The following is a 25,272-nucleotide window of genomic DNA, read 5'->3' on the forward strand; positions in this document are numbered from 1 at the left end:
ATTGCTTAACCTATGAACTGGCTATCACGCACCTTTTCAGGAAACTATAGCGCTATCGGTATCCCTGTGATGCTGCTGGCGATTCTGGCGATGGTGATTTTGCCGCTGCCACCTTGGTTGCTCGACGTCCTCTTTACCTTCAACATCGTCCTTGCGGTGATGGTGTTGTTGGTGAGTGTGTCGATCCGCCGGCCATTGGAGTTTTCGGTATTCCCAACGCTCCTACTGCTAGCCACCTTGATGCGCTTGACACTGAACGTGGCATCCACCCGAGTGGTGTTAATTGAAGGCCACGAAGGCGGCGATGCTGCAGGTCGAGTCATTCAAGCTTTTGGTGAAGTGGTCATTGGCGGCAACTATGTTGTCGGTGCGGTAATCTTCCTCATCTTAATGATCATCAACTTTGTGGTGATCACTAAAGGTGGCGAACGTATTTCTGAGGTATCTGCGCGCTTTACACTCGATGCCTTGCCCGGTAAACAGATGGCGATTGATGCCGATCTTAATGCAGGCACCCTCACCCATGAACAGGCCCGCATCCGCCGCCAAGATGTCGCCAGAGAAGCCGATTTCTATGGTTCGATGGACGGTGCCTCTAAGTTTGTCCGTGGTGATGCCATTGCCGGCCTGTTGATCCTCGCGATCAACATTATTGGTGGTATCAGTATCGGTATCTTTATGCACGATCTCAGTGCCGCCGATGCCTTTAAAACTTACGCGCTACTCACCATAGGTGACGGCCTAGTTGCCCAGATCCCCTCACTATTGTTAGCCACAGCGGCAGCCATCATAGTGACCCGCGTCTCTGATGCTGAAGAGATGCCGGCGCAGTTAACGCGGCAACTACTGGCTAACCCAAAGACTTTAGCGACTGCGGCAGTGGTGATGTTTATCTTAGGCATTACCCCTGGCATGCCAGCAGCGGTGTTCCTGTCGTTTGCACTGTTACTGGGGTTCGCCTCATGGCGACAAAGCCGTAATGTGACGCCCATTGCCGAGAGTAGCGCTGATGAAACCATTGAGAACACCCTCACTGAGCCCTCGGCACCGAGCTGGGACGCGCTGCCCTACACAGATATTATCGAGGTTCGCCTTGGCTATCGTCTAGTGCATTTAGTGGAAAAGACCAAGGGCGCCGAACTGCAAAAACGCCTCACCGGGATTAGACGCACCTTGTCAGAACAAGCAGGCTTCTTGCTTGCAGAAGTGCGGGTACGAGACAACCTCACTCTTGCCCCTAATGCCTATCAAATCAATTTTATGGGCACTCAGGTGGCCTATGCCGAGTTAGAACCCGATCGTCTTATGGCCATTAAAAGTGGTCCAGTCTATGGCAAAATTGATGGTATCTTAACGGTCGAACCAGCCTATCAAATGGATGCGGTTTGGATAGACACGGATATTAAAGCCAAGGCGTTGAATTTAGGCTACTCGGTGGTCGACAACGCGACCGTTATTGCCACCCATGTGAGCAAACAGCTACGAGAATCGCTGGCCGACTTATTGCAACACGATGATATTATGCATCTGAGCGATCGCCTCAGTAAACAAGCGCCTAAACTGGCAGAATCCTTAACCACGGCGTTAACTCCGGTGCAATTACTGAAAGTATTTCGTTTGCTGTTAAAAGAGCAGGTGCCGTTAAAAGATATTCGCACCATCGCCACCACGTTACTTGAGTGCAGCGAGCAGACCAAAGATCCCGTATTACTGGCCGCCGATGTTCGCTGTGCATTGCGCAACAGCATCTTACAACAGATAGTGGGCACCAGTGCCAAATTGAATGTACTGACCCTAGCGCCGGAATTAGAGCAAACCCTGATGACCGCACTCAACCAGTCGCAGCAACAGGGCAAAGTGGCACTCGACAGTTTTCCGGTAGAACCGAGTTTACTCGCCCAGCTACAACAGCGCATGCCACAACTGCTGAGCGAGACCAAAGAGAAAGGTCACAGCCCTATCTTACTGGTATCGCCACAACTAAGGCCGCTGCTGGCTCGTTATGCACTGGCTTTTGCCAGAGGACTACATGTACTCTCCTATAACGAAGTGCCTGAAACCAAAGAACTGATGATCGCTGGGCAACTCGGTTAACCTAGCCGCTAGCCTTGGTGAGCCCCAAGGCTAGCACGCAAGATTGATCGCCATCATAAGCTTTTCTCTGTTACACTCATGAGCTTATAATGCACCCACTTTTATCTTGCTCACTCAATGACTGTAACCCCTATGACACCGACAACTGGCTCAGTAATACCTCATCCTTACAGCAGTGAGCACACGCTTACCTCCCCCCAATTACAACGTTTTTGGCAACAAATAACCACTGGTGAACTGACGGTCAGCCCAGAGATCACACTGGCTTATATGGCAGTGACTCATCCCAGCCATAAGCGCACCCTAGTGCTCAGTAATGGCCGCGTCGAGTCTTACCTTAAGTACCAAGAAGTGATCTACGATTGCTATCAGCAAGGTTACAATGTTTATGCTCTGGATCACCGAGGACAAGGACTCTCTAGTCGGCTGACATTGAATCCTCATAAGGGACATGTCGAGCATTTTGATGACTATGTTGATGACTTTGAAAAATTTATCGAACAGGTTGTCCTACCCGCACAAGCACAAGAGAGCCCTCTTTTTTTGATGGGGCATTCCATGGGCTGCGCCATCAGTAGCCTGTATGTCGCACGTAATCCTCACACCTTTAGCGCGGCTGCATTTTCTGCGCCCATGTATGGCATACGGTTACCCGCGCCTAAACCGGCGGTCCTCTGGCTTGCCACTTGGTTAGACAAATTCAGACGAGATGGCGAACCCAACTATGTACCTGGCGGGTGCAACTATCGTCAGGTAGCCTTTGAAAAAAATGAGCTTACTCATTGTCGAATACGCTATCAGCGTTACCAACAGCTCTATAACGAGCGCCCCGAATTACAGTTAGGCTCACCCACCAATCGCTGGCTAACCGAGTCAATTAAGGCTGCTGAATACTGCGTTAACAGCGTCAAATACAGTACTGTCCCCACGTTAATTCTGCAAGCAGATGAAGACACCATAGTCGATAACACGGCACAAGACAGGGCAATAGGGGAAGAGGCCCAGCGGGTCATTATCCATGGCGCGCGGCACGAAATACTGTTTGAGAGCGACAGCATCCGCAATCACGCCCTTAACAGCCTATTTGACTTTTTCCAGCAATACGCCTAAACCCCATCACTTTGGGGTAGTCATACCCAATAAGGGCTATCCCAATAAACTAGCGGTAAACATCGCTCACCGCTCTCCATTGGCTTTATCTACATACAGATAAACGCAGTCATAAACCACCTCCCCATCTGCATTGAGCCACCCAGTCATATCTATGCATTAAAAACAGCCCTAAACTTATCGAAATAGTGGTTCGATATTCACCAACTTATCCGCAGATACCGCTTCGAGCAATCACAAGGGCACCCTAACCCGCTTAACAAAAACATTCGACCAACATGGAGTAGGGTATATAGACAGCGAAATAGACAGGGAAAATATGACGTAGTAATAAGCTTATGAACGAGAGCTAGAGTCAACTTGGCGACAGCCAAATGCTAGCGAATGAGAAACAAGGATACTGAACTGGCTTTTATATAGGGATATATTGAGTCGAACTGGCTATTGGCAGAATGCAGACGGCTTTCTACTTATAAAGAGTCAGCCATTAGGGTGGGGTGAGTGTCAAACAATATCGGCAACATAGTTGTTCCAACTGAACGACGAAGGGCATGGATGCATAAATGTCATGTAGACCATGGATGATCGAGAGAGACCGCAGCTTTAGCAACGACTTACGCACTACACTTAGTACCATCGTTATCATTTCTCTGATAAACAAATACGAAAAAGCCCTTAGCATTGCTGCTAAGGGCTTATCGTAATGTTGGCGGAGCGGACGGGACTCGAACCCGCGACCCCCGGCGTGACAGGCCGGTATTCTAACCAACTGAACTACCGCTCCTTTAGACCGAAGTCTAAATTCTTTTATCGTCGCTAACGTGTCATGGCTAGGAGACGTGCTCTATTGAGCTTATTAGGCGCCTGGAAATGACCTACTCTCACATGGGGAGACCCCACACTACCATCGGCGCGATTGCGTTTCACTTCTGAGTTCGGGATGGGATCAGGTGGTACCACAATGCTATGGTTTCCAGACAAATTCGGAAATTTGAAAAGCTGCTCTCAATTCTGTATTTCAAGAAGCAAGAGATATTAAATTTGAGTCACACTAAATCAAGTGTCTGTATTCTTTCGCTAAGTATTCACTTAGTTAGAAACCCTTTTGGGTTGTATGGTTAAGCCTCACGGGTCATTAGTACAAGTTAGCTCAACGCCTCACAACGCTTACACACCTTGCCTATCAACGTAGTAGTCTCCTACGGCCCTTTAGAGGACTTAAAGTCCTAGGGATGACTCATCTTAGGGCTCGCTTCCCGCTTAGATGCTTTCAGCGGTTATCGATTCCGAACGTAGCTACCGGGCAATGCCATTGGCATGACAACCCGAACACCAGCGGTTCGTCCACTCCGGTCCTCTCGTACTAGGAGCAGCTCCCTTCAATCATCCAACGCCCACGGCAGATAGGGACCGAACTGTCTCACGACGTTCTGAACCCAGCTCGCGTACCACTTTAAATGGCGAACAGCCATACCCTTGGGACCGACTTCAGCCCCAGGATGTGATGAGCCGACATCGAGGTGCCAAACACCGCCGTCGATATGAACTCTTGGGCGGTATCAGCCTGTTATCCCCGGAGTACCTTTTATCCGTTGAGCGATGGCCCTTCCATTCAGAACCACCGGATCACTATGACCTGCTTTCGCACCTGCTCGACGTGTATGTCTCGCAGTTAAGCTGGCTTATGCCATTGCACTAACCGTACGATGTCCGACCGTACTTAGCCAACCTTCGTGCTCCTCCGTTACTCTTTGGGAGGAGACCGCCCCAGTCAAACTACCCACCAGGCACTGTCCTCAACCCCGATTCAGGGGCCAGAGTTAGAACATCAACACTACAAGGGTGGTATTTCAAGGTTGACTCCACAAGAACTGGCGTTCCTGCTTCAAAGTCTCCCACCTATCCTACACATGTAGGGTCAATGTTCAGTGCCAAGCTATAGTAAAGGTTCACGGGGTCTTTCCGTCTAGCCGCGGGTATACGGCATCTTCACCGCAATTTCAACTTCACTGAGTCTCGGCTGGAGACAGCGTGGCCATCATTACGCCATTCGTGCAGGTCGGAACTTACCCGACAAGGAATTTCGCTACCTTAGGACCGTTATAGTTACGGCCGCCGTTTACCGGGGCTTCGATCATGAGCTTCTCCGAAGATAACCCAATCAATTAACCTTCCGGCACCGGGCAGGCGTCACACCGTATACTTCCTCTTGCGAGTTTGCACAGTGCTGTGTTTTTGATAAACAGTTGCAGCCACCTGGTATCTGCGACTCCCGTCAGCTTAGAGAGCAAGTCTCATCACCAACAGGAGCGTACCTTCTCCCGAAGTTACGGTACCATTTTGCCTAGTTCCTTCAGCCGAGTTCTCTCAAGCGCCTTGGTATTCTCTACCCAACCACCTGTGTCGGTTTGGGGTACGATTCCTGCTAACCTGAAGCTTAGAAGATTTTCCTGGAAGCATGGCATCAACTACTTCAGTTCCGTAGAACCTCGTCGTCAACTCTCAGTGTATGTGCACCCGGATTTGCCTAAGTGCACCACCTACAGCCTTAAACGCGGACAACCAACGCCGCGCTAGCCTAGCCTTCTCCGTCTCTCCATCGCAGTTAGCAGAAGTACAGGAATATTAACCTGTTTCCCATCGACTACGCCTTTCGGCCTCGCCTTAGGGGTCGACTCACCCTGCCCTGATTAACATTGGACAGGAACCCTTGGTCTTTCGGCGAGGGGGTTTTTCACCCCCTTTATCGTTACTCATGTCAGCATTCGCACTTCTGATACCTCCAGCGTGGGTTACCCCTTCACCTTCAACGGCTTACAGAACGCTCCTCTACCGCACTAGCGCAAGCGCTAGTACCCATAGCTTCGGTGTATTGCTTAGCCCCGTTAAATCTTCCGCGCAGGCCGACTCGACTAGTGAGCTATTACGCTTTCTTTAAATGATGGCTGCTTCTAAGCCAACATCCTAGCTGTCTAAGCCTTCCCACATCGTTTCCCACTTAGCAATAACTTTGGGACCTTAGCTGATGGTCTGGGTTGTTTCCCTTTTCACGACGGACGTTAGCACCCGCCGTGTGTCTCCCGAGTAGTACTCATTGGTATTCGGAGTTTGCAAAGGGTTGGTAAGTCGGGATGACCCCCTAGCCTTAACAGTGCTCTACCCCCAATGGTATTCGCTCGAGGCGCTACCTAAATAGCTTTCGAGGAGAACCAGATATCTCCCGGTTTGATTGGCCTTTCACCCCCAGCCACAAGTCATCACCGCATTTTTCAACATACGTGTGTTCGGTCCTCCAGTTGATGTTACTCAACCTTCAACCTGCCCATGGCTAGATCACCGGGTTTCGGGTCTACACCTTGCAACTAAACGCGCAGTTAACACTCGGTTTCCCTACGGCTCCGCTATTCGCTTAACCTCGCTACAAAATGTAAGTCGCTGACCCATTATACAAAAGGTACGCAGTCACGGTCTCAAGAACCGCTCCCACTGCTTGTACGTATACGGTTTCAGGTTCTATTTCACTCCCCTCACAGGGGTTCTTTTCGCCTTTCCCTCACGGTACTGGTTCACTATCGGTCAGTCAGGAGTATTTAGCCTTGGAGGATGGTCCCCCCATGTTCAGACAAGATGTCACGTGTCCCGTCCTACTCGTTTTCACGTAAAGTTAGTTTTCATGTACGGGGCTATCACCCTGTGCCGCTGTGCTTTCCAACACATTCCACTAACACCCTCTACGCTTAAGGGCTAATCCCCGTTCGCTCGCCGCTACTAGGGGAATCTCGGTTGATTTCTTTTCCTCCGGGTACTTAGATGTTTCAGTTCCCCGGGTTCGCCTCACAACACTATGTATTCATGTTGTGATACATGCTTATGCATGTGGGTTTCCCCATTCGGACATCGTTAGCTCAAATGCTTGTTACTAGCTCGCCAACGCTTTTCGCAAGTTACTACGTCCTTCATCGCCTCTGACTGCCAAGGCATCCACCGTATACGCTTAGTCACTTAACCATACAACCCAAATGAGTTTCACAAACTAATGTTTACAAAACACATCCTATCAAGCGGGTAAGCTTGATGGCTGTATCGCAACTAATGGTGTTTACTTTCGCCAAAAGAATACTCATGAATCATCATTACAATGACTCGGCACTTGATTTAAGTGTTTGAGAACTCAATTTTAATTTTCGCGTCAATGCTACAAATAATCACGTACAAGTACGTCACTATCCCTTTCACATTAACACTATCAGCTTTCCAAATTTTTAAAGAACAAGCATCGCCGTTAAGACGTGCCACCTGCTCTAACAAGAACAAGTTATCTGTGTGAACACTCAGCAAATATTGAGTTAGTCGTATAGGTAAGGAGGTGATCCAGCCCCAGGTTCCCCTAGGGCTACCTTGTTACGACTTCACCCCAGTCATGAACCACACCGTGGTAAACGCCCTCCCCGAAAGGTTAAGCTATCTACTTCTGGTGCAGCCCACTCCCATGGTGTGACGGGCGGTGTGTACAAGGCCCGGGAACGTATTCACCGTGGCATTCTGATCCACGATTACTAGCGATTCCGACTTCATGGAGTCGAGTTGCAGACTCCAATCCGGACTACGACAAGCTTTGTGAGATTAGCTCCACCTCGCGGCTTTGCAACCCTCTGTACTTGCCATTGTAGCACGTGTGTAGCCCTACTCGTAAGGGCCATGATGACTTGACGTCGTCCCCACCTTCCTCCGGTTTATCACCGGCAGTCTCCCTAAAGTTCCCACCATTACGTGCTGGCAAATAAGGATAAGGGTTGCGCTCGTTGCGGGACTTAACCCAACATTTCACAACACGAGCTGACGACAGCCATGCAGCACCTGTCTCAGAGTTCCCGAAGGCACTAAGCTATCTCTAGCGAATTCTCTGGATGTCAAGAGTAGGTAAGGTTCTTCGCGTTGCATCGAATTAAACCACATGCTCCACCGCTTGTGCGGGCCCCCGTCAATTCATTTGAGTTTTAACCTTGCGGCCGTACTCCCCAGGCGGTCTACTTAATGCGTTAGCTTGGGAACCCAGTGTTCAAGACACCAAATTCCGAGTAGACATCGTTTACGGCGTGGACTACCAGGGTATCTAATCCTGTTTGCTCCCCACGCTTTCGTACCTGAGCGTCAGTCTTTGTCCAGGGGGCCGCCTTCGCCACCGGTATTCCTTCAGATCTCTACGCATTTCACCGCTACACCTGAAATTCTACCCCCCTCTACAAGACTCTAGTCTGCCAGTTCGAAATGCAATTCCCAGGTTGAGCCCGGGGCTTTCACATCTCGCTTAACAAACCGCCTGCGTACGCTTTACGCCCAGTAATTCCGATTAACGCTTGGACCCCTCGTATTACCGCGGCTGCTGGCACGAAGTTAGCCGGTCCTTCTTCTGCGAGTAACGTCACACCTAAACGCTATTAACGCTTAAGCTTTCCTCCTCGCTGAAAGTGCTTTACAACCCGAAGGCCTTCTTCACACACGCGGCATGGCTGCATCAGGCTTGCGCCCATTGTGCAATATTCCCCACTGCTGCCTCCCGTAGGAGTCTGGGCCGTGTCTCAGTCCCAGTGTGGCTGATCATCCTCTCAGAACAGCTAGGGATCGTCGCCTTGGTGAGCCATTACCTCACCAACTAGCTAATCCCACCTAGGTACATCCAATCGCAGAAGGCCCGAAGGTCCCCTCTTTTCCCCCGTAGGGCGTATGCGGTATTAGCAGTCGTTTCCAACTGTTATCCCCCTCGACTGGGCAGTTCCCTAGGCATTACTCACCCGTCCGCCGCTCGTCAGCAAAGAAAGCAAGCTTTCTTCCTGTTACCGCTCGACTTGCATGTGTTAGGCCTGCCGCCAGCGTTCAATCTGAGCCATGATCAAACTCTTCAATTAAAGTTTTGTTGAATCTTGCGATTCGGCTCAATGAATTCTGATTCCGTTTAAAAGACTCGGAAGAATCTTAAAAACGTTTGTACATATTGCTATGAACACTCATCGTTACATTGATTTAATTCTTTGATTGCCAACCCGAAGGTTAGGCAATTTCGATTAACTCAACACCTGTGAGTGTCCACACAGATTTCTTGTTTCATCTTGTTAAAGAGCGTTGCTAGCATGAGAGAATCAATCTTTCATTTAGCCGCCGTTGACGCTAGGTCGTTGGCTTAGGGATGCGTATTCTACACGTCCCGCTGTTGGCGTCAAGTGATTTTCAATAAGTTTTTCAACTTGTTCACTTTAAACTCAACTTGCTGAGTCACTGCATTCATGTCGCTTAGCGACGCTGTTTGCCGTGTCAGTGGGGCGCATTATAGGGCGTTATCGATTACGCGCAAGGGCTTTTTTAAAGAAAACTATTACTTTTGCACTGTTTGAATGCTTTTTAGCCTGACTAGCTACTTTTTACCCATTATACTGCTAGATTCTCGCTATTTTAGCCGTTTTAAGGACTACCCAATGGCAAATTGTTTACGATCTTATAAGGGTATCAGCCCGCAGTTTGATAACAGCGTCTATATTGACCAAGCTTGTGTATTGGTTGGCGACATTTTTTTAGATACCGATGCTAGTGTTTGGCCTTTAGTGGCAGCTCGTGGCGATGTGAACCACATAAGAATTGGTAAGCGCTCTAATATTCAAGACGGCACTGTATTGCACGTGACCCGTAAATCGGCCGCGCGTCCGCAGGGTCATCCGTTGATTATTGGCGATGATGTCACTATTGGCCATAAAGCCATGCTGCATGGTTGTCAGTTGGGGGATCGTATTCTCATTGGTATGGGAGCGATTATTCTAGATGGGGCGATCATTGAAGATGATGTGATCTTGGGAGCGGGCTCTTTGGTTCCTCCTAATAAGACGCTTGAGAAAGGCCACCTTTATGTGGGAAGCCCTGCGAAAAAGATCAGAGCCTTGACCCAAGATGAATTGAACTTCTTACCGCAATCGGCCGACAACTATGTGCGGTTGAAGAATGAGTATATAGAAGAAGCGCTACAGAACTTACCGACTTAAATTGAATCAATCACTAAACAGCCCTGCTCATCGACCGCTTCCTGGTCGATGAGCTCTTGTGCCTTATCCTCTATATCGAAACGAAATTGTTCAAACAGGTCGATAGCCTGCTGTGGCTGCCCCCCTTCCGTACCTGATAGTCCCTGTAATACCGCTAGGTCAATGTAACAGTCGATCGTCATCCCTTGTTGCTGCGCGACAAAATGAATGGCGCTGCGCTCTGCATCCCATTGGCAACTGTCGCTAAATATGACGCTTTGATTCATGCCCTACCCTTTACCACTTTAAAAAATTACTAAATTACAGGTTTTACTGCGCCTAGTGCTAGCTTAATTGCTCGCGCAAGCTAGCGAGTACTGGGGTAACATCAGGCTCGACGCCACGCCACAAGGCAAAACTTATAGCCGCTTGGCCGACAAGCATCCCGAGACCATCAATCACTTGCTTAGCACCTTGCTCCCGCGCCCACAGATTAAAGGCAGTAAGCTGCTTGGCATACATCATGTCGTAACAAGCGGTATGAGTACCGATTACCGAGCTTGGTAATGCAGGAGCTTCACCGCTTAGGCTCGATGATGTGGAGTTAATCACCAGATCAAAAGGCAGCTCTAGCTCATCTAGTCCCTTAGCCTGAATATCGCCAAAGGGAGCAAATCGCTTGGCTAAAGAGGTAGCTTTCTCGTGGGTACGGTTATGGATAACTATCGAGTCGATGCCACTATTCAGTAGAGGAAGGATAGAACCTCTTGCCGCACCACCAGCACCCACGAGTAATACTTTCTTGCCATGAAGCTTGCCGATATGACGCTGCAGATCGGCAACCAGCCCGATGCCATCGGTATTGTCACCTCTTAATCGACCGCCTTTTAATACGCTTAAGGTGTTCACTGCGCCAGCCAGTTTGGCCTCTTCGCTAAGTTCATCGCATAAGGCAAATGCCTGCTCCTTAAAAGGCACGGTAACATTGGCCCCTTTGCCACCATTAGCAATAAATTGCCGTAAACAAGACTCAAAGCCATCGATTGGCGCGAGTATCGCTTCATAACTTACTGCTTGCCCTGTGGCTGCGGCAAACGCTTGATGAATCGCGGGCGATTTACTGTGACCTATTGGATTACCCAATACGGCATATCTGTCTGTCATCGATTGACTCAGTTTTTTGACGATGGCATCAGTCTACCCATGCTTTATCTGTGAATCAAAGCCAAAAAACCAAGTGTTACTTATTTATAAGCTGCCATTGAAGGGCTAAAGGTGTTAGTTGATCGCTTTGAGCGGATAAGCTAGTGTGCGCTACATATAACAAGGCTAAGGTAATGGCAGTTTTAGCAATGAAGTGGTTAACAAAGTTAATATCTAAAAAGCAGGAGCAACGAGATCCACAGCAGTCGAATGCTTACGATCGTATCGGTGGTGAGAAAGTCATTGCGGCATTAGCAAAACAGTTTTATGTGCAGATGCAGAGCAATCCTGAAACTCAGGCGCTGTTAGCGATGCATCGCTCACCTATCGCCGAATCGGAGCAGAAACTGTTTGAGTTTTTAAGTGGCTGGCTAGGTGGTCCACCGCTGTTTGAGCAAAAATACGGTCATCCTGCTCTTAGGGCAAGGCATATGTCTTTTGCTATCGATAGTGACATGCGCGATCAATGGTTACTGTGTATGAAACGCGCTATTGAGCTAGAGATTAAGCAGCCGCAGCATAGAGAAGCCATCTATCAAGCCATATCGACTCTTGCCGACCATATGCGTAATCGATAAAGATGACGTAATAACCCACAAAAAAGGAGCTTATTAGCTCCTTTTTACTGTGTTACTTAGCGCCTAACCAATCTCTTGGCGCGAGGTAATCGCTATAAAGCAGCGCCTCTGGGCTACCCTCTTCAGGGGTGTAAGCATATTGCCAACGCACTAATGGCGGCATCGACATCAAAATAGATTCGGTACGACCACCGGTTTGCAGCCCAAATAAGGTGCCTCGGTCATACACTAAATTAAACTCGACATAGCGCCCGCGACGATAAAGCTGGAAGTTACGCTCGCGCTCACCATATTCAGTGTTTTTGCGGCGTTCAACTATAGGCGCATAGGCGTTTAAAAACCCATTACCCACCGCCTGCATAAAGGCAAAGCTGGTATCGAAACCTTGCTCATTGAGATCATCAAAGAACAAGCCACCCACACCACGGGTTTCGTTGCGATGTGGCAAGAAGAAATAGTCATCACACCATTTCTTGTATTTAGGATAAACATCATCGCCAAAAGGCTCACATAACTCTTTGGCACTTTGATGCCAACCAATGACATCTTCTTCAAACGGATAATAAGGAGTGAGGTCGAACCCACCACCAAACCACCATACTGGATCGGCGCCCTCTTTTTCGGCAATAAAGAAACGAACATTAGCGTGTGTGGTTGGGATATAAGGATTTTTGGGATGAATAACCAATGACACGCCCATCGCTTCGAAACTACGGCCCGCCAACTCAGGACGATGCGCCGTGGCCGATGCAGGCATGGCGGCTCCCGTCACATGGGAAAAATTAACCCCGGCCTGTTCGAACACTTGTCCATCGGTCATCACACGACTGGTTCCGCCGCCACCCTCTTCTCGCGTCCAAGAGTCAGCAATAAACTCAGCCTTACCATCGAGGCGCTCTAAACCTTCGCATATCTGCTGTTGCAGACCGAGTAGGAATGCTTTGACCTCACTGGTAGTTGGCTTACTCATATTTAGTCCTTGTTATGGTTTTATCTGATTCAACGTAAAAGCGGTTTTATCTCAAAATCTTGCCGCTAATGGCATCGATTATCGTCGAAGGCTTTAGCTCACGGCCTAACTCGCCTGTAACCAGCGCATCGATTTTGCCATCAAACTGCAAAATCACCTCTGCTGCCGTCATCGCAGGATCTTGGCCCGTCAAATTGGCGCTGGTCGAAACAATGGGTTTACCCAGAGCTTGGCATAAGGCTTGTACACCGGGATGATTAGAGACCCTTACCGCCAATGAATTAAATTGGCCGCAGAGTAACTGAGATAAGTTAGGCTTGATGGGCATGATAAAGGTGAAAGGGCCAGGCCATTTGTCGAATGCTTGTTGCAACTGCTCGGCACTAAGCTGCGATTCGTCAATATAGGGCTTTAGCTGTGAAAAATCGCTAGCCACTAAGATCAGCCCTTTTTGCCAAGGCCTTTGCTTTAATTCAAGCAACTTTTGGATGGCGCTGTCATTATCAGGATCGCAACCTAAGCCATATACCGCCTCTGTTGGGTACGCGATGACACCGCCTTGTAAAACAACATCAACTACCGCATGGGGATCTTGCTGCAACATTTAGCCTAACCTTCTCGTCGAACTTATTTAGACGCATTATCATTTTCAATGAGTCGAGATTATACAGAGATGGCTAATACTGACAACGCTGTAAACATAAGCGCCTACAAAGGGCGTTTATATTTACATGCCTTTTGCGGGCATTCCACACGCATACCGGCCGCGCCTTTACGCTCGACCAAGATACCAAACCCACAGTCAGGGCAGGTTTCTGCCACTGGAGGATAATTGACTAAGAATTTGCATTTAGGGTAAGCGCTACAGGCGTAAAATGTTTTACCGAAACGACTGGTTCTATGCTCTATGACTCCCTTTTTACAACTGGGACAAGCAATCTGCGCCTGCTCGTCGTCATGATCATGCTTTTCAATATGAGTGCACTCGGGATAACGAGTACACCCGATAAAAATACCAAAACGACCGGATTTAACCGCTAACTCAGCACCACAGTCAGGGCATTCAGACCCCTCAATGACCTGACTCTCTATCGACTCATGATGCACCAACGGCCGAGTGTAATCGCAAGAGGGGTAATTATTACAACCGACAAACCCACCATGCTTACTGTTTTTTATCGACAACTCACAGCCACACTTAGGGCAGAGTTCATACTCTTTTTCTAACGCGTGCTCATGCGAGCTAAACAGTTGTTGATCTATTTTAGACATGCTTTCCTCAATGGGCGCCGTTGCTGATACTCAGGTATTTTAATCCCTAGGGTATGATGTTAATCAATTATCATCTGCCACTAAACCTATGGTGATTTAAACTCAAAAAGGAGGCTATCGCCTCCTTAATGTGTTGCCATTGCTGTGTCGATTATGAATGGAACCGACCATCTGGCTGCTCAAAAATCAGATCTTCCATCTGCTCATAAGCAGATTCGTTACCAGGCACATTAAATAATACCATTAAGATAACCCACTTGAGATCTTCTAAAATCAGTACAGGTTCATCCAGTTCCATGACGCGATCGATCACCATCTCACGGGTTTCGACGCTCAATACTTTTATCTGCTCTAAAAACAGCAAAAAGCCTCGACATTCGACATCGAGCTTTTCCATCTCATCTTGAGTATAAATACGAAATGAATGTTGATCATGATTGCACAAATAGGGCTGATCACTTTCTTGCAATGAAGCCAAATGCTCTAACCAAGACAAGGCCTTGATAATTGCAGACTGATGAAAACCAGCGCGGGTTAACTCTTGCGTCAACTCATCCTCGTCGACCAACAGCTCAACCTCACCGTGAACATAGTTTTCAAATAGATACATGAGGATATCAAACATGGCTAGCTCCTCTTAAGTCTTATATAACCACCGGGTACCGCTGAAACCCAACCTTGCAGTTCAAGTTCAAGCATTTGCTCTAGTACTAGCTCTATCGTTTTTCCACTATGTTCGACCACCACATCTAATGGCGTGGCCTCATAACCTACACTAGCTAACAGTGAGGTAAATGGCAAATCAGAAGCATCGTTCCCCCCTATATGGTGGCGACGATGTAACTCTTCAAGGTGGAAACTCGATAAAGGTGTCAGCTCTTCAATAATATCGGCCGCACACTCGACAAGTTTGGCGCCATCACGCAGTAAATCATGACAACCTTGATGATCGCCCGCCAAAATATTCCCCGGCACTGCAAACACTTCTCGTCCCTGCTCTAATGCCAACCTAGCGGTGATTAACGAACCACTTTTACGCGTGGCTTCAACCACGAGTACACCTAACGACAGGCCGCTAATTATACGGTTACGTTTAGGGAAGTTACCAGCATAAGGTTTCATATCTGGCCAAAACTCACTGATCACGCATCCTTGCTGCACAATCGCCTGATATAACGTCCTATGGCGCTTAGGATAAACCACATCGACCCCAGTCCCCAGCACAGCGACCGTAGGCTTCTTGGCATCAATCGCCGCCTGATGAGCCGCACCATCAATACCGGCAGCCATGCCACTTGTAACGCCAATATGCGCATCGCTTAGCTCGGTTGCCAATTGATAAGCGGTTGAAAGCCCCGTTTGAGACGCAGCGCGACTGCCCACCACTGCAATACTTGGATGCAGTAAAGCGGTCGGTGCTCCTTTAACAAAGAGCAGGGGCGGAGGATCACTGATGTCGAGCAACAAACTGGGATAAAGAGAAGAAGTTTGACAAATAATATGATGATTATCGGCTTTAGCCAGCCAGTTGAGCGCCGCTTCAACACGGGTAAAATCAGGTGCGAACGAGCGATTCAGCAGTTTCTCAGGCAAAGGTAGCGCATGCGGTTCATGCTCTAGCCTATGCCTGAGTTCCTCTACTTCCATGTAGTTTAATAATTGTTTAATCCGAGCGGGTCCAAGCCCAGATACAGCACAAACAACTAGCCAATCGACCAGTTTGTCGTCTATTTATTCACCTTGTAATAACGTGTCCGGTTGCAGCAGCTTATCGTTAACGCGCACCGGTTTTTTATTGAGTAAGATCAACCCAAGACTCACCTTATCAAACACTTTAAACACCATGAGTTTTCCGTGGTAGATATCGGGCATCTTAATTTCATTATCGGCAGAGATACTCGAAAGAAGATCTTCATAAGTGCTGCGATCTTCTGGTTTTACCGGCATGCCATCGCCATCGATCACTATGGCTTGGCCATCTCTGAAAATGGAATATACCTGACCAGGCTCGACACCCCCATTACTGCCTTTATCGATATACACCACATCGAGTTTACCCACTTCTCGCAAACTCCCCTCGGCCGCCAATACCGAAGCAGGCGTTGTCGCAGCCTTAGGCATAAAGTACGCAGACATGAGTGAGTCATCATCAATAGGTAAGATACGATAACCGGCTTTGGTCTCTTGCAGATTACTCAACAAACGGACTTTTGAAATTGGACCAGACTCAATCACACGACCACTGGCGGTCATGATCACCTCTTGGCCTAAGTTATCGCCCGAGTCGGGGGCCACAAATTCACGCCCAGGTGCATACACGCCCAATTTGTCACCCACGGTGAGTTCAGCCTGCACATAAACAATGTCATTGATGATGTGATGCTTAGATTCACTTTCTCCGCCCATCACCATGGGTTGCTGCTCAAACCAACGGCTATCAACCACACGGTTTTGCACTAAATAAGCTTGGATTAAGGACAAATCGATAGCCGGAATCGCACCGTCTTTGGCCATGATGCGCCCCTGTGGACTTTTACGCACATGGGGTTTAACCACTAATCTGGGCTCGCCATCGATAAACACCAACGTCAGCCTGTCGCCAGGATAAATGAGATGAGGATTGGCAATTTGTGGGTTCGACCCCCACAATTTAGGCCAACGCCAAGGATCATTAAGGAAGTGTGCAGAAATGTCCCAAAGGGTATCGCCTTTCTTTACTATGTAAGAGTCAGGATGACCAGACTTCAATGTCAAAGTGTCTGCGAAAACAGACGAACAACTTAATATCATTAAACCGAGTAAAATTAGTCGTTTCATGGGGGTATCCATGCTGTTTGCTCTTTAAATAGAGCTTTTGCTGTTATTGAATGCCACTAAGGATTAAAATTAACCTATTAGCCTGAGTCAGTATAACTAACTGGCTCAAATTTGACAGACTTGTTAAGAGTTTATGTATGAGCTTACTCAAAGTATTACGTTTTCCAGATGAACGCTTACGCACCATTGCGGAGCCAGTGACAGAATTTACCCCCGAGCTGCAAACACAGATCGATGATATGCTCGAAACCATGTATGAAGAAAAGGGCATCGGCCTAGCCGCCACCCAAGTCGACTTTCACAAACAACTTATCGTCATGGATCTACAAGATGATATAGAGCGACCCAAAGTCTTTATTAATTTAGAAATTCTCGAAAAAAGCGGTGAATTTACCAATGAAGAGGGCTGCCTATCGGTACCCGGGGTTTATGCCAAAGTCGATCGCGCCGAGTGTGTAAAAATCAAAGCCCTCGACCGCCATGGTAACGAGTTCACTTTAGAGGCTGATGGGCTTTTTGCTATCTGTTTGCAACATGAACTTGACCATCTCAATGGCAAGTTATTTGTCGATTATCTGTCGCCCCTGAAACGGCAGCGCATTAAACAGAAGCTTGAAAAAGCCGCCCGTCTCGAAGCCAAGCAAGGATAAGTTGCACTTGAAACCACTCAATATCATTTTTGCGGGCACGCCAGACTTTGCTGCCCGCCACCTACAAGCGCTGATCGAATCTGAGCACAATGTCATAGGGGTTTATTCCCAACCTGACAGACCCGCAGGGCGCGGTAAAAAGCTGCAAGCAAGCCCAGTGAAAGCATTGGCACTTGAGCACAATATTCCTGTGTACCAACCCAGTAGTTTGCGCACACCAGAGGCACAAGCTGAATTAGCCTCATTGAATGCCGATATCATGGTGGTGGTCGCCTACGGATTGATTTTGCCGCAAGTGGTACTCGACACACCACGATTGGGTTGTATCAATGTGCACGGCTCAATACTGCCTCGCTGGCGAGGTGCTGCACCTATCCAGCGCGCACTATGGGCGGGCGACGCCGCCACTGGCGTGACCATAATGCAGATGGATATTGGCCTAGATACGGGTGACATGCTGCTTAAAACCCATCTGCCCATCGAAGATAGCGACACCTCGGCGACCCTCTATGAAAAGCTCGCTCAACAAGGGCCAAGTGCACTGATTGAAGCGCTAGCAGGGATAGCTCAAGGCACGCTCACTCCAGAGCCACAAGATGAAGCCCTCGCCAATTACGCTGAAAAACTCAGCAAAGAGGAAGCGCTGCTCGACTGGAGTAAACCTGCCGTACAACTGTGGCGTGAGATCCGAGCCTTTAACCCTTGGCCGGTAAGCCACTTCAATCATATGGATGCCAGCATTAAGGTATGGCAAGCCGCCGTTGGAGAGCATGCAACTGACGCCGTGCCAGGGACCATTTTAGCCGCCGATAAACAAGGTGTTACCTTGGCGACGGGTGACGGCACCTTAGTGCTACAAACCATACAGCTCCCTGGTAAAAAAGCGCTGCCGGTGGCCGAGATCCTAAACTCGCGCGCCGACTGGTTTACTCCAGGCACTCGGCTGCACAATGGCGCAGACAACCTTGAGGCTAACTCGTGATGAATTTACGCGCGTTAGCGGCCAAAGTGATTTTTCAGGTGCTGGAAAAAGGCGTGTCATTGTCAGTCGCTCTGCCCGAGCAACAGCAGAAACTGAGTAGCGCTAAAGACAAAGCCTTATTGGCCGAACTCAGCTATGGCGTGATGCGTCATTTGCCTCAGTTAGACAAACTAGTGAGCGATTGCATGAGCAAGCCGATGAAAGGCAAGCAACGTATCGTCCACCAACTGCTATTAATTGGTTGCTACCAACTGTATTTCACTCGTATTCCAAGTCATGCGGCCATTTCAGAAACCGCCGAAGCCTGTCGACAGCTTAAATTCGATGGTTTAGTCAAAGTGGTTAATGGTGTATTGCGTAACCTACAGCGTAATCAAGCACCACTGCCAACCGATAACGACACCTTGGCCTTTAATACGCCCGCGTGGCTGATCAAACGCCTTAAAGAGGCGTATCCAGACACTTGGCAACAGGTGATAGAGCAGAGCCATCAACGCCCACCTATGTGGCTGCGTAATAACGCGTTATCACAAACGCGCCAGCGCTACCTAGCATTACTCGCCGAGCAAGAGATTGGTGCCACAGCAGGCAACAGCGACAACGCCATTTTACTGGACAGCCCTAAAGATGTGGCTCTACTGCCAGGCTTTAGCGACGGCGCTGCATCGGTACAAGATGGCGCAGCCCAATGGGCGGCCACCTTACTGGCACCGCAGGCCAACGAATTAATACTCGATGCCTGTGCCGCGCCCGGCGGCAAAACCTGCCATCTGCTAGAAACCGAAAATAGCATAGATCTAGTCGCCGTAGACTTTGACGCCAAACGACTCGAACGGGTACAACAAAATCTGGACCGTTTGTCACTGCACGCCAAGGTGATCCACGGTGATGCCGCCAATATTGACTCATGGTGGCAAGGGGAAAAATTTGATCGCATCTTACTCGACGCCCCCTGCTCCGCAACGGGCGTAATACGTCGTCACCCCGATATTAAGTGGCTTAGAAAACAAGCGGATATCGAAGAGTTAGCCACGCTGCAATCACAAATTTTAGATCACTGCTGGCAGTGGCTAAAACCGGGTGGCACATTGCTATACGCAACCTGCTCTATTTTGCCGCAAGAAAATGCCGAGCAAATCAGCGCCTTTTTGGCCAGAACGGCGGACGCCACGCTCGTACCCATTACGCAGCAGACTCATCGCGACGATATCGGCTGGCAAATCACGCCAGGACAAGACAATATGGACGGGTTTTATTACGCACGTCTGCTTAAAGGGTAACGTTAGTTTATGAAAATTATCATATTAGGTGCAGGACAAGTTGGCGGCACATTAGCCGAAAACTTAGTGGGCGAAAATAACGATATCACTATCGTCGATAACGACAGAGAAAGATTGCGTTCCCTACAAGACAAGTACGATCTTCGCGTTGTACTCGGTCATGGTGCTCACCCCAGCGTACTCAAAGACGCCGGGGCCGAAGACGCCGATATGTTAATTGCAGTAACCAATAGCGATGAATGCAATATGGCCGCCTGCCAGATAGCCTATTCGCTTTATGGTACCCCGACGAAAATTGCCCGTATTCGCTCAGAGCAATACCTTGCCCTGCGTGACAAACTGTTTATTAACAGTGAAACTAAAAACAGCGAAAACCGCCCACGTGGCGGCTTTATTATCGATGAACTCATCGCACCAGAGCAGTTGGTCACCTCCTATATTCGCCGTTTGGTCGAATACCCGGGGGCATTGCAGGTACTAGAGTTTGCCGAAGGGCGCCTAAGCTTAGTGGCCGTGCGCGCCTATTACGGTGGCCCGTTAGTCGGTAATGCATTGGCAGCATTGCGTGAGCACATGCCAAATATTGATACCCGGGTCGCGGCCATCTTTAGGCAAGGCCGCGCTATTATGCCGCGCGGCACCACGATTATCGAAGCCGACGACGAGGTCTTTTTCGTAGCCGACAGCCGCCATGTGCGCGCGGTGATGAGCGAAATGCAAAAGCTCGACAACAGCTATCGTAATATCATGATCGCAGGCGGGGGTAACATAGGCCTAGGGTTAGCTAAGCAGTTGCAGCGCAATCATTCGGTCAAACTGATTGAGCATCGACAAGATCGCGCCGAAGCGCTATCAGAAAAGCTAGAAAACACCACGGTATTTTGCGGTGACGCGTCAGACCAAGAGCTGCTGCTTGAAGAACATATAGATCAAACCGATGTCTTTATTGCCGTAACCAATGACGATGAAGCCAACATCATGGCAGCACTGCTGGCTAAACGTATGGGCGCGAAAAAGGTGATGGTGCTGATCCAGCGTGAAGCCTATGTTGATATTGTGCAAGAGGCCAATATCGATATCGCTATCTCACCCCAACAAGCCACTATTTCGGCACTGCTTACCCATATTCGTCAAGGGGATATCTGTAACGTCTACTCCCTCAGACGTGGCGCAGCAGAAGCCATTGAGGCCATTGCCCATGGCGACCCCAGTACCTCAAAAGTGGTGGGGAAACAGATTGGCGAAATCAAACTCCCCCCGGGTACAACCATAGGTGCCATTGTGCGAGATGAAGAGGTCTTGATGGCCCATGACAGAACCGTTATCGAACAGGGCGACCATGTCATCCTTTTCTTAGTCAATAAGAAGTTTGTTGGTGAAGTTGAAAAACTGTTTCAACCTAGCGCCTTCTTCTTTTAGCCGTTCCTTTAATTCAGTGGCAGCTCAATATGCTTAATATTCGGCCATTACTGTTCATATTAGGCGTTTTCCTGTCGACGCTGACCGCCTTTATGTTTATCCCGCTGCTCTTTGCCCTATTCTATGGTGAAGAAACAGTGGGAGCCTTTATGATCGCCTCATTGGTTACCGGCACTTGTGCAAGTGCCTCGATGCACCAAGGACACAGAGACAAATTGCGTCTTAATATACGCGATATGTTTCTGCTCACCAGCCTCACCTGGCTGATTGTTAGCTTGTTCGCTGCCATGCCTTTTACCCTCTATCACGGCATTAACTACACCGACGCGTTCTTCGAAACCATGTCGGGGATCACCACCACAGGCTCGACGGTATTATCTAACTTAGACACCATGGATCACAGCATTCTTATCTGGCGATCACTACTGCAGTGGCTCGGCGGTATAGGCTTTATTGTGATGGCAGTGGCCATTTTGCCCTTCCTTAACGTCGGCGGCATGCGGCTATTTAGAACCGAGTCATCAGACTGGGGCGAAAAAGCAGTGCCGCGCACGCAGAATATGGCCAAGCAGTTGTTTTTTGTCTACGTGGGGCTGACTGTAGCTTGTGGAGTCGCCTATCACCTTGCCGGCATGACTTGGTTCCAATCCATAAACCATGCCATGACGACTCTTTCAACAGGCGGCTATTCGACCTCTGACAGCTCCATGGCCGCCTTCTCGAACTCGGCGCATTGGGTTGGCATCCTGTTTATGGCAGCAGGTGGATTACCACTATTGATGTTTGTGCATTCGCTGTCACAGCGTTCGGTAAAAATATGGAATGATGATCAAGTTAAAGGCTACCTGTTATTTTTAGTGTGCGTCTCTTGCAGCCTCGCCTTTTGGCTTTGGCAGGGGCACGAAATGACGCCTATCGATGCCTTGCGTCTAGCCAGCTTTAACGTGGTTTCCGTGGTCACCACCACAGGTTATGGGCTCACTGACTATACCGCCTGGGGAGCACTAGCCAACGTTGCCTTTCTGTTTTTAATGTTTGCAGGTAGCTGCTCGGGATCGACATCGGGCGGGATTAAAATTTTCCGCTTTCAAATTGCCATCGCCATTATGCGCGAGCAACTTAAGCAGCAGTTCCACCCTAACGGTATTTTCAAAGAACGCTACAATGGCCGCACCATTAGCGAAGATATTGTGCGCTCGCTGGTCACCTTTATTCTGCTGTTTATGCTGGTTATTGTGACGCTATCGGTCATACTCGTGATGACAGGGCTCGATCCAACCACCAGCTTTACCGGTGCAGTTACCGCTGTGACCAATGTCGGCCCCGGGCTTGGGCCTATTATCGGCCCTGCGGGGAATTTTTCATCGCTGCCTGATGTGGCTAAATGGGCATTAGCAATCGGCATGTTACTGGGGCGCTTAGAAATTTTGACCGTGGCCGTACTATTCCACCCGCATTTTTGGAAATATTAACCTCTGTCTTAGCCGCGAAATTTATGCCACATTTGTCGCTGGGATGGGGTGAGAAAGCTCCACGCCAATACTCGCGTTAGCTTATTGCCTTGGGTCATCTCTATGGTTTTCACCGTGACGGCGCCGAGCCGTTCCAGCGCGTTATAGCAAGGCTTTACGTTCTCTTTTTTCGACACTAAACTGCTAAACCATAAGCATTGCTGGGCAAAGATTTTGCTCTCATCGATCATATCCAGCAAGAACCGCAACTCTCCCCCTTCACACCAGAGCTCCGCCTTCTGACCACCAAAGTTAAGCTTAGCCGTAGGATTGTTGGCCAGGGTTGCATGTCCTTTGGCGCGGCGATTCGCAGCAAGGTTCGCCAGTTTGCGCTCGCTGCCAGCAGCGGCCTGCGCCAATGAGGCATGAAACGGCGGGTTACACATGGTCACATCGAAACGCTCTTGTGGCTTGATCACGCCATTGAAAATCGCCTTAGGTGTGTTCTGCAGACGTAAGTTGATCTTACCCTGTAGCGACGGATTACGGTCAATAATGGTGTGTACATTGGTTATCGATAGGGGATCGATGTCGCTGGCCACAAAACGCCAGCCATAGGTTTGTACGCCTAAAATAGGATAGATACCATTGGCCCCAGTGCCTATGTCTAACACCTGAATTTTTGCACCTTTAGGTGGCTTAACTTGGGTGGCGCGACCACTGACGCGATGCGTATTCGCGGCACTGTCCTCAGCCAAGAGATCGGCTAAGTGATGCAGGTAATCGACCCGCCCAGGGATAGGAGGGCACAAAAACCCGGCAGGGATGTCCCAATAATCGATACCGTAATGCTGCCGAAGTAAGGCTAAATTCAAGATTTTAACCGCCTGTTCATCGGTGAAATCGATCGACAAGTTACCGTAAGGATTCGGTCGCACAAACGGGCTTAGCTGCTCCGTCTTGGCAATCAAGGTGTTAAAGTCATAACCATTACCATGCACGTTCCGTGGATGAAGCCCCTTGCCACCTTGAGCCTCGCGACCTTGCACCTGATTAGGCTTCTTATGTGATGATGGCGTCTTTTTCACTAACTTAGCCTTATTGGTTGGCTTAATCTGGCTCGATTTCGCCGCTGTTGATTTAGATTTACTGTGGGCGCTTGGAGGGGTGTTCGTCGCGCGCCGAGGTTTATCAGGCTGAGTCATGAAGCAATTACCATTAAAGAGGTGGCCGCGCAGGATCGGCTGCGCGGCCACAGAAAATGCCGGGGGTCAACTAACGGCGGTTAGTCATACAGATATTTGGTAAACAACATATTGACCACCAAAGGCTTACCCACCTCTTGTTGCAAGAGACGATTAACAGCCTCATAGCACTCACGGCGGATCTCTTCTTTGCCCACTAATGATTTCACCTTGTCTTCTGTTTGGGCACCTAATATTTCCAAAATTGCCGCGCGCAGTAAGGGATCATGATGTTGCAACACCACTAGGTCCTCAGGAGCTTGAACCATCAGCTCGACGCTAATTTTTACAAAGCCGAGTTTCTTTCGATTGGAGATGTAATTGGTGACGATATCGGGGGTAAAGCCGTAATAAGCATAAGTATCGACGACATCATCTTTGGCGGCAAAAGCGCCATGGCTCATGCTACAGCTCGCCAACAGTAACAGTAGCAATGCAAACTTTTTCATTTTTGGTGGGTACTCCCTAATTATTTAAGCTCGCCATTGTTAGCTTAAGCGGTTTCATATTGATTCAATTGATACTCAATTATCGCCACCTTGTGCCAATACTTTAATTACCGACATCATAGTAACAGCATGATAAACTGCAGGCGTTTGCGAGTATAGTACCGAGAATTTAATGAGCGTAACGAAATTAAGCTTTCCCTATGGTGAATCTCTTCACTGGTATGAAGCGGATCAGATACCGCAGCTACCACCGTCTCCCCTCAAGGATTGGCTACTCGCCCCAGGTAGTTTAACCCAAAAGCTTAAGTCTCACTGTGGTCAATTTGAAGTAAAGGTCTTGGGTGAAGATATTCTTAGCCCCTTTGCCAATGAGATGCCACAACAAAAACAGGCCTGGATTAGAGAAGTACTATTGTGCCTCGATGGTCTGCCTTGGGTCTTTGCCCGTACGTTAGTGCCCGGCAGCATGCTCGACAATGCTCAGTCAGACTTTTTAACCTTGGGTAATCGCCCCCTTGGCGAACTGCTGTTCAACAGTGGCGAGTTCATCCCAGGCAAAATTGAAGTGGGCCAGTTTAACGCCTGCAGCACCTTAGCCAAGCTTATCGAATCCTTACACCAAAGCAGTGAGCAGACGCTCTGGGGCAGAAGGCGTTATTTTAGCCATAACGAGCAGCAGCTTATCGTCAGCGAAATCTTTTTACCGGCGGCGCAGCGACTTATCGAACAACATCAACTCGAATGAC

20 protein-coding genes, 1 tRNA gene and 3 rRNA genes are annotated in these 25,272 nt (G+C 48.9%); 10 read left to right on the top strand and 14 right to left on the bottom strand.

Annotated elements, in window-relative coordinates; genetic code table 11:
- Positions 1-12: 12 nt before the first annotated feature.
- Entirely contained in the window at positions 13-2,094 is a 2,082-nt protein-coding gene (flhA, locus tag AC5YBZ_RS17260; protein WP_494520506.1) for a flagellar biosynthesis protein FlhA, read from the top strand.
- Positions 2,095-2,226: 132 nt separating this feature from the next.
- Positions 2,227-3,204 (top strand): alpha/beta fold hydrolase, encoded by a 978-nt coding sequence (locus tag AC5YBZ_RS17265; protein WP_494543252.1) that lies wholly within the window; start codon positions 2,227-2,229, stop codon positions 3,202-3,204.
- A gap of 707 nt (positions 3,205-3,911) precedes the next feature.
- Here AC5YBZ_RS17265 and AC5YBZ_RS17270 read toward each other — a convergent pair.
- From AC5YBZ_RS17270 to AC5YBZ_RS17285, 4 genes are all read right to left on the bottom strand, one after another.
- A tRNA-Asp gene (locus tag AC5YBZ_RS17270) sits at positions 3,912-3,988 on the bottom strand.
- A 78-nt stretch (positions 3,989-4,066) separates the two neighbouring features.
- Positions 4,067-4,182: ribosomal RNA gene (rrf, locus tag AC5YBZ_RS17275) — 5S ribosomal RNA — on the bottom strand.
- 136 nt (positions 4,183-4,318) lie between these two features.
- A 23S ribosomal RNA gene (locus tag AC5YBZ_RS17280) occupies positions 4,319-7,212 on the bottom strand.
- 351 nt (positions 7,213-7,563) lie between these two features.
- Positions 7,564-9,110, bottom strand: a 16S ribosomal RNA gene (locus tag AC5YBZ_RS17285).
- Together the 16S, 23S and 5S rRNA genes with 1 tRNA gene alongside form the textbook arrangement of a ribosomal RNA operon.
- Positions 9,111-9,674: 564 nt before the next feature.
- Between AC5YBZ_RS17285 and AC5YBZ_RS17290 the strand changes: the two genes are divergently transcribed.
- On the top strand, positions 9,675-10,232 hold the full coding sequence (locus AC5YBZ_RS17290) for a gamma carbonic anhydrase family protein (RefSeq protein WP_494543253.1): 558 nt from the start codon (positions 9,675-9,677) through the stop codon (positions 10,230-10,232).
- Here the strand turns inward: AC5YBZ_RS17290 and AC5YBZ_RS17295 are convergent.
- Both AC5YBZ_RS17295 and aroE read right to left on the bottom strand, forming a co-directional pair.
- The gene (locus AC5YBZ_RS17295; protein ID WP_494543254.1) at positions 10,229-10,498 is read right to left on the bottom strand and encodes a DUF1488 family protein; all 270 of its coding nucleotides are present in this window, start codon (positions 10,496-10,498) and stop codon (positions 10,229-10,231) included. The two genes, AC5YBZ_RS17290 and AC5YBZ_RS17295, sit on opposite strands and share 4 nt — an antisense overlap.
- Positions 10,499-10,556: 58 nt before the next feature.
- A complete protein-coding gene (aroE, locus tag AC5YBZ_RS17300; protein WP_494543255.1) occupies positions 10,557-11,375 on the bottom strand; it encodes a shikimate dehydrogenase in 819 nt (272 codons plus the stop codon).
- A 188-nt stretch (positions 11,376-11,563) separates the two neighbouring features.
- On the opposite strand from aroE, the gene AC5YBZ_RS17305 reads away from it, so the two are divergent.
- Complete coding sequence (locus tag AC5YBZ_RS17305; protein ID WP_494520502.1) at positions 11,564-11,992, top strand: group II truncated hemoglobin; 429 nt, start codon at positions 11,564-11,566, stop codon at positions 11,990-11,992.
- 52 nt (positions 11,993-12,044) lie between these two features.
- Here the strand turns inward: AC5YBZ_RS17305 and hemF are convergent, their stop codons facing one another.
- From hemF to AC5YBZ_RS17335, 6 genes are all read right to left on the bottom strand, one after another.
- The gene (hemF, locus tag AC5YBZ_RS17310) at positions 12,045-12,962 is read right to left on the bottom strand and encodes an oxygen-dependent coproporphyrinogen oxidase (protein WP_494520501.1); all 918 of its coding nucleotides are present in this window, start codon (positions 12,960-12,962) and stop codon (positions 12,045-12,047) included.
- Positions 12,963-13,008: 46 nt separating this feature from the next.
- On the bottom strand, positions 13,009-13,566 hold the full coding sequence (tsaC, locus tag AC5YBZ_RS17315) for an L-threonylcarbamoyladenylate synthase type 1 TsaC (protein ID WP_494543256.1): 558 nt from the start codon (positions 13,564-13,566) through the stop codon (positions 13,009-13,011).
- 104 nt (positions 13,567-13,670) lie between these two features.
- The gene (locus tag AC5YBZ_RS17320) at positions 13,671-14,234 is read right to left on the bottom strand and encodes a DNA topoisomerase family protein (RefSeq protein ID WP_110456821.1); all 564 of its coding nucleotides are present in this window, start codon (positions 14,232-14,234) and stop codon (positions 13,671-13,673) included.
- Positions 14,235-14,385: 151 nt separating this feature from the next.
- Positions 14,386-14,859 (bottom strand): DUF494 family protein, encoded by a 474-nt coding sequence (locus tag AC5YBZ_RS17325; RefSeq protein ID WP_475515315.1) that lies wholly within the window; start codon positions 14,857-14,859, stop codon positions 14,386-14,388.
- A 2-nt stretch (positions 14,860-14,861) separates the two neighbouring features.
- Complete coding sequence (gene dprA, locus AC5YBZ_RS17330) at positions 14,862-15,881, bottom strand: DNA-processing protein DprA (RefSeq protein ID WP_475515316.1); 1,020 nt, start codon at positions 15,879-15,881, stop codon at positions 14,862-14,864.
- Positions 15,882-15,965: 84 nt separating this feature from the next.
- On the bottom strand, positions 15,966-17,063 hold the full coding sequence (locus tag AC5YBZ_RS17335) for a LysM peptidoglycan-binding domain-containing protein (RefSeq protein ID WP_494524153.1): 1,098 nt from the start codon (positions 17,061-17,063) through the stop codon (positions 15,966-15,968).
- 125 nt (positions 17,064-17,188) lie between these two features.
- Here AC5YBZ_RS17335 and def point away from each other — a divergent pair, with 125 nt between their 5' ends.
- From def to AC5YBZ_RS17360, 5 genes are read left to right on the top strand one after another with little or no spacing between them, the layout of a single operon-like run.
- Positions 17,189-17,701 (top strand): peptide deformylase, encoded by a 513-nt coding sequence (gene def / locus AC5YBZ_RS17340; protein ID WP_475515318.1) that lies wholly within the window; start codon positions 17,189-17,191, stop codon positions 17,699-17,701.
- A 7-nt stretch (positions 17,702-17,708) separates the two neighbouring features.
- The gene (gene fmt / locus AC5YBZ_RS17345; RefSeq protein WP_494543257.1) at positions 17,709-18,683 is read left to right on the top strand and encodes a methionyl-tRNA formyltransferase; all 975 of its coding nucleotides are present in this window, start codon (positions 17,709-17,711) and stop codon (positions 18,681-18,683) included.
- Complete coding sequence (gene rsmB, locus AC5YBZ_RS17350) at positions 18,683-19,963, top strand: 16S rRNA (cytosine(967)-C(5))-methyltransferase RsmB (protein WP_494543741.1); 1,281 nt, start codon at positions 18,683-18,685, stop codon at positions 19,961-19,963. The genes fmt and rsmB overlap by 1 nt, the downstream gene beginning before the upstream one ends.
- Positions 19,964-19,972: 9 nt before the next feature.
- Positions 19,973-21,382: a Trk system potassium transporter TrkA gene (gene trkA / locus AC5YBZ_RS17355; RefSeq protein ID WP_475515320.1), complete on the top strand. Its 1,410-nt coding sequence runs from the start codon at positions 19,973-19,975 to the stop codon at positions 21,380-21,382.
- Between the two features lie 29 nt (positions 21,383-21,411).
- Positions 21,412-22,854: a TrkH family potassium uptake protein gene (locus tag AC5YBZ_RS17360; protein ID WP_494543258.1), complete on the top strand. Its 1,443-nt coding sequence runs from the start codon at positions 21,412-21,414 to the stop codon at positions 22,852-22,854.
- Positions 22,855-22,862: 8 nt separating this feature from the next.
- Here AC5YBZ_RS17360 and rlmF read toward each other — a convergent pair whose 3' ends face one another.
- Positions 22,863-24,038: a 23S rRNA (adenine(1618)-N(6))-methyltransferase RlmF gene (rlmF, locus tag AC5YBZ_RS17365; protein ID WP_494543259.1), complete on the bottom strand. Its 1,176-nt coding sequence runs from the start codon at positions 24,036-24,038 to the stop codon at positions 22,863-22,865.
- An 80-nt stretch (positions 24,039-24,118) separates the two neighbouring features.
- Complete coding sequence (locus AC5YBZ_RS17370; RefSeq protein WP_494520492.1) at positions 24,119-24,526, bottom strand: flagellar basal body-associated protein FliL; 408 nt, start codon at positions 24,524-24,526, stop codon at positions 24,119-24,121.
- Between the two features lie 172 nt (positions 24,527-24,698).
- Here AC5YBZ_RS17370 and AC5YBZ_RS17375 point away from each other — a divergent pair, with 172 nt between their 5' ends.
- The gene (locus tag AC5YBZ_RS17375; RefSeq protein ID WP_494520491.1) at positions 24,699-25,271 is read left to right on the top strand and encodes a chorismate--pyruvate lyase family protein; all 573 of its coding nucleotides are present in this window, start codon (positions 24,699-24,701) and stop codon (positions 25,269-25,271) included.
- The last annotated feature ends 1 nt before the right edge of the window (position 25,272 follow it).

The sequence above is a fragment of the Shewanella sp. 553 genome (genome assembly GCF_059338375.1).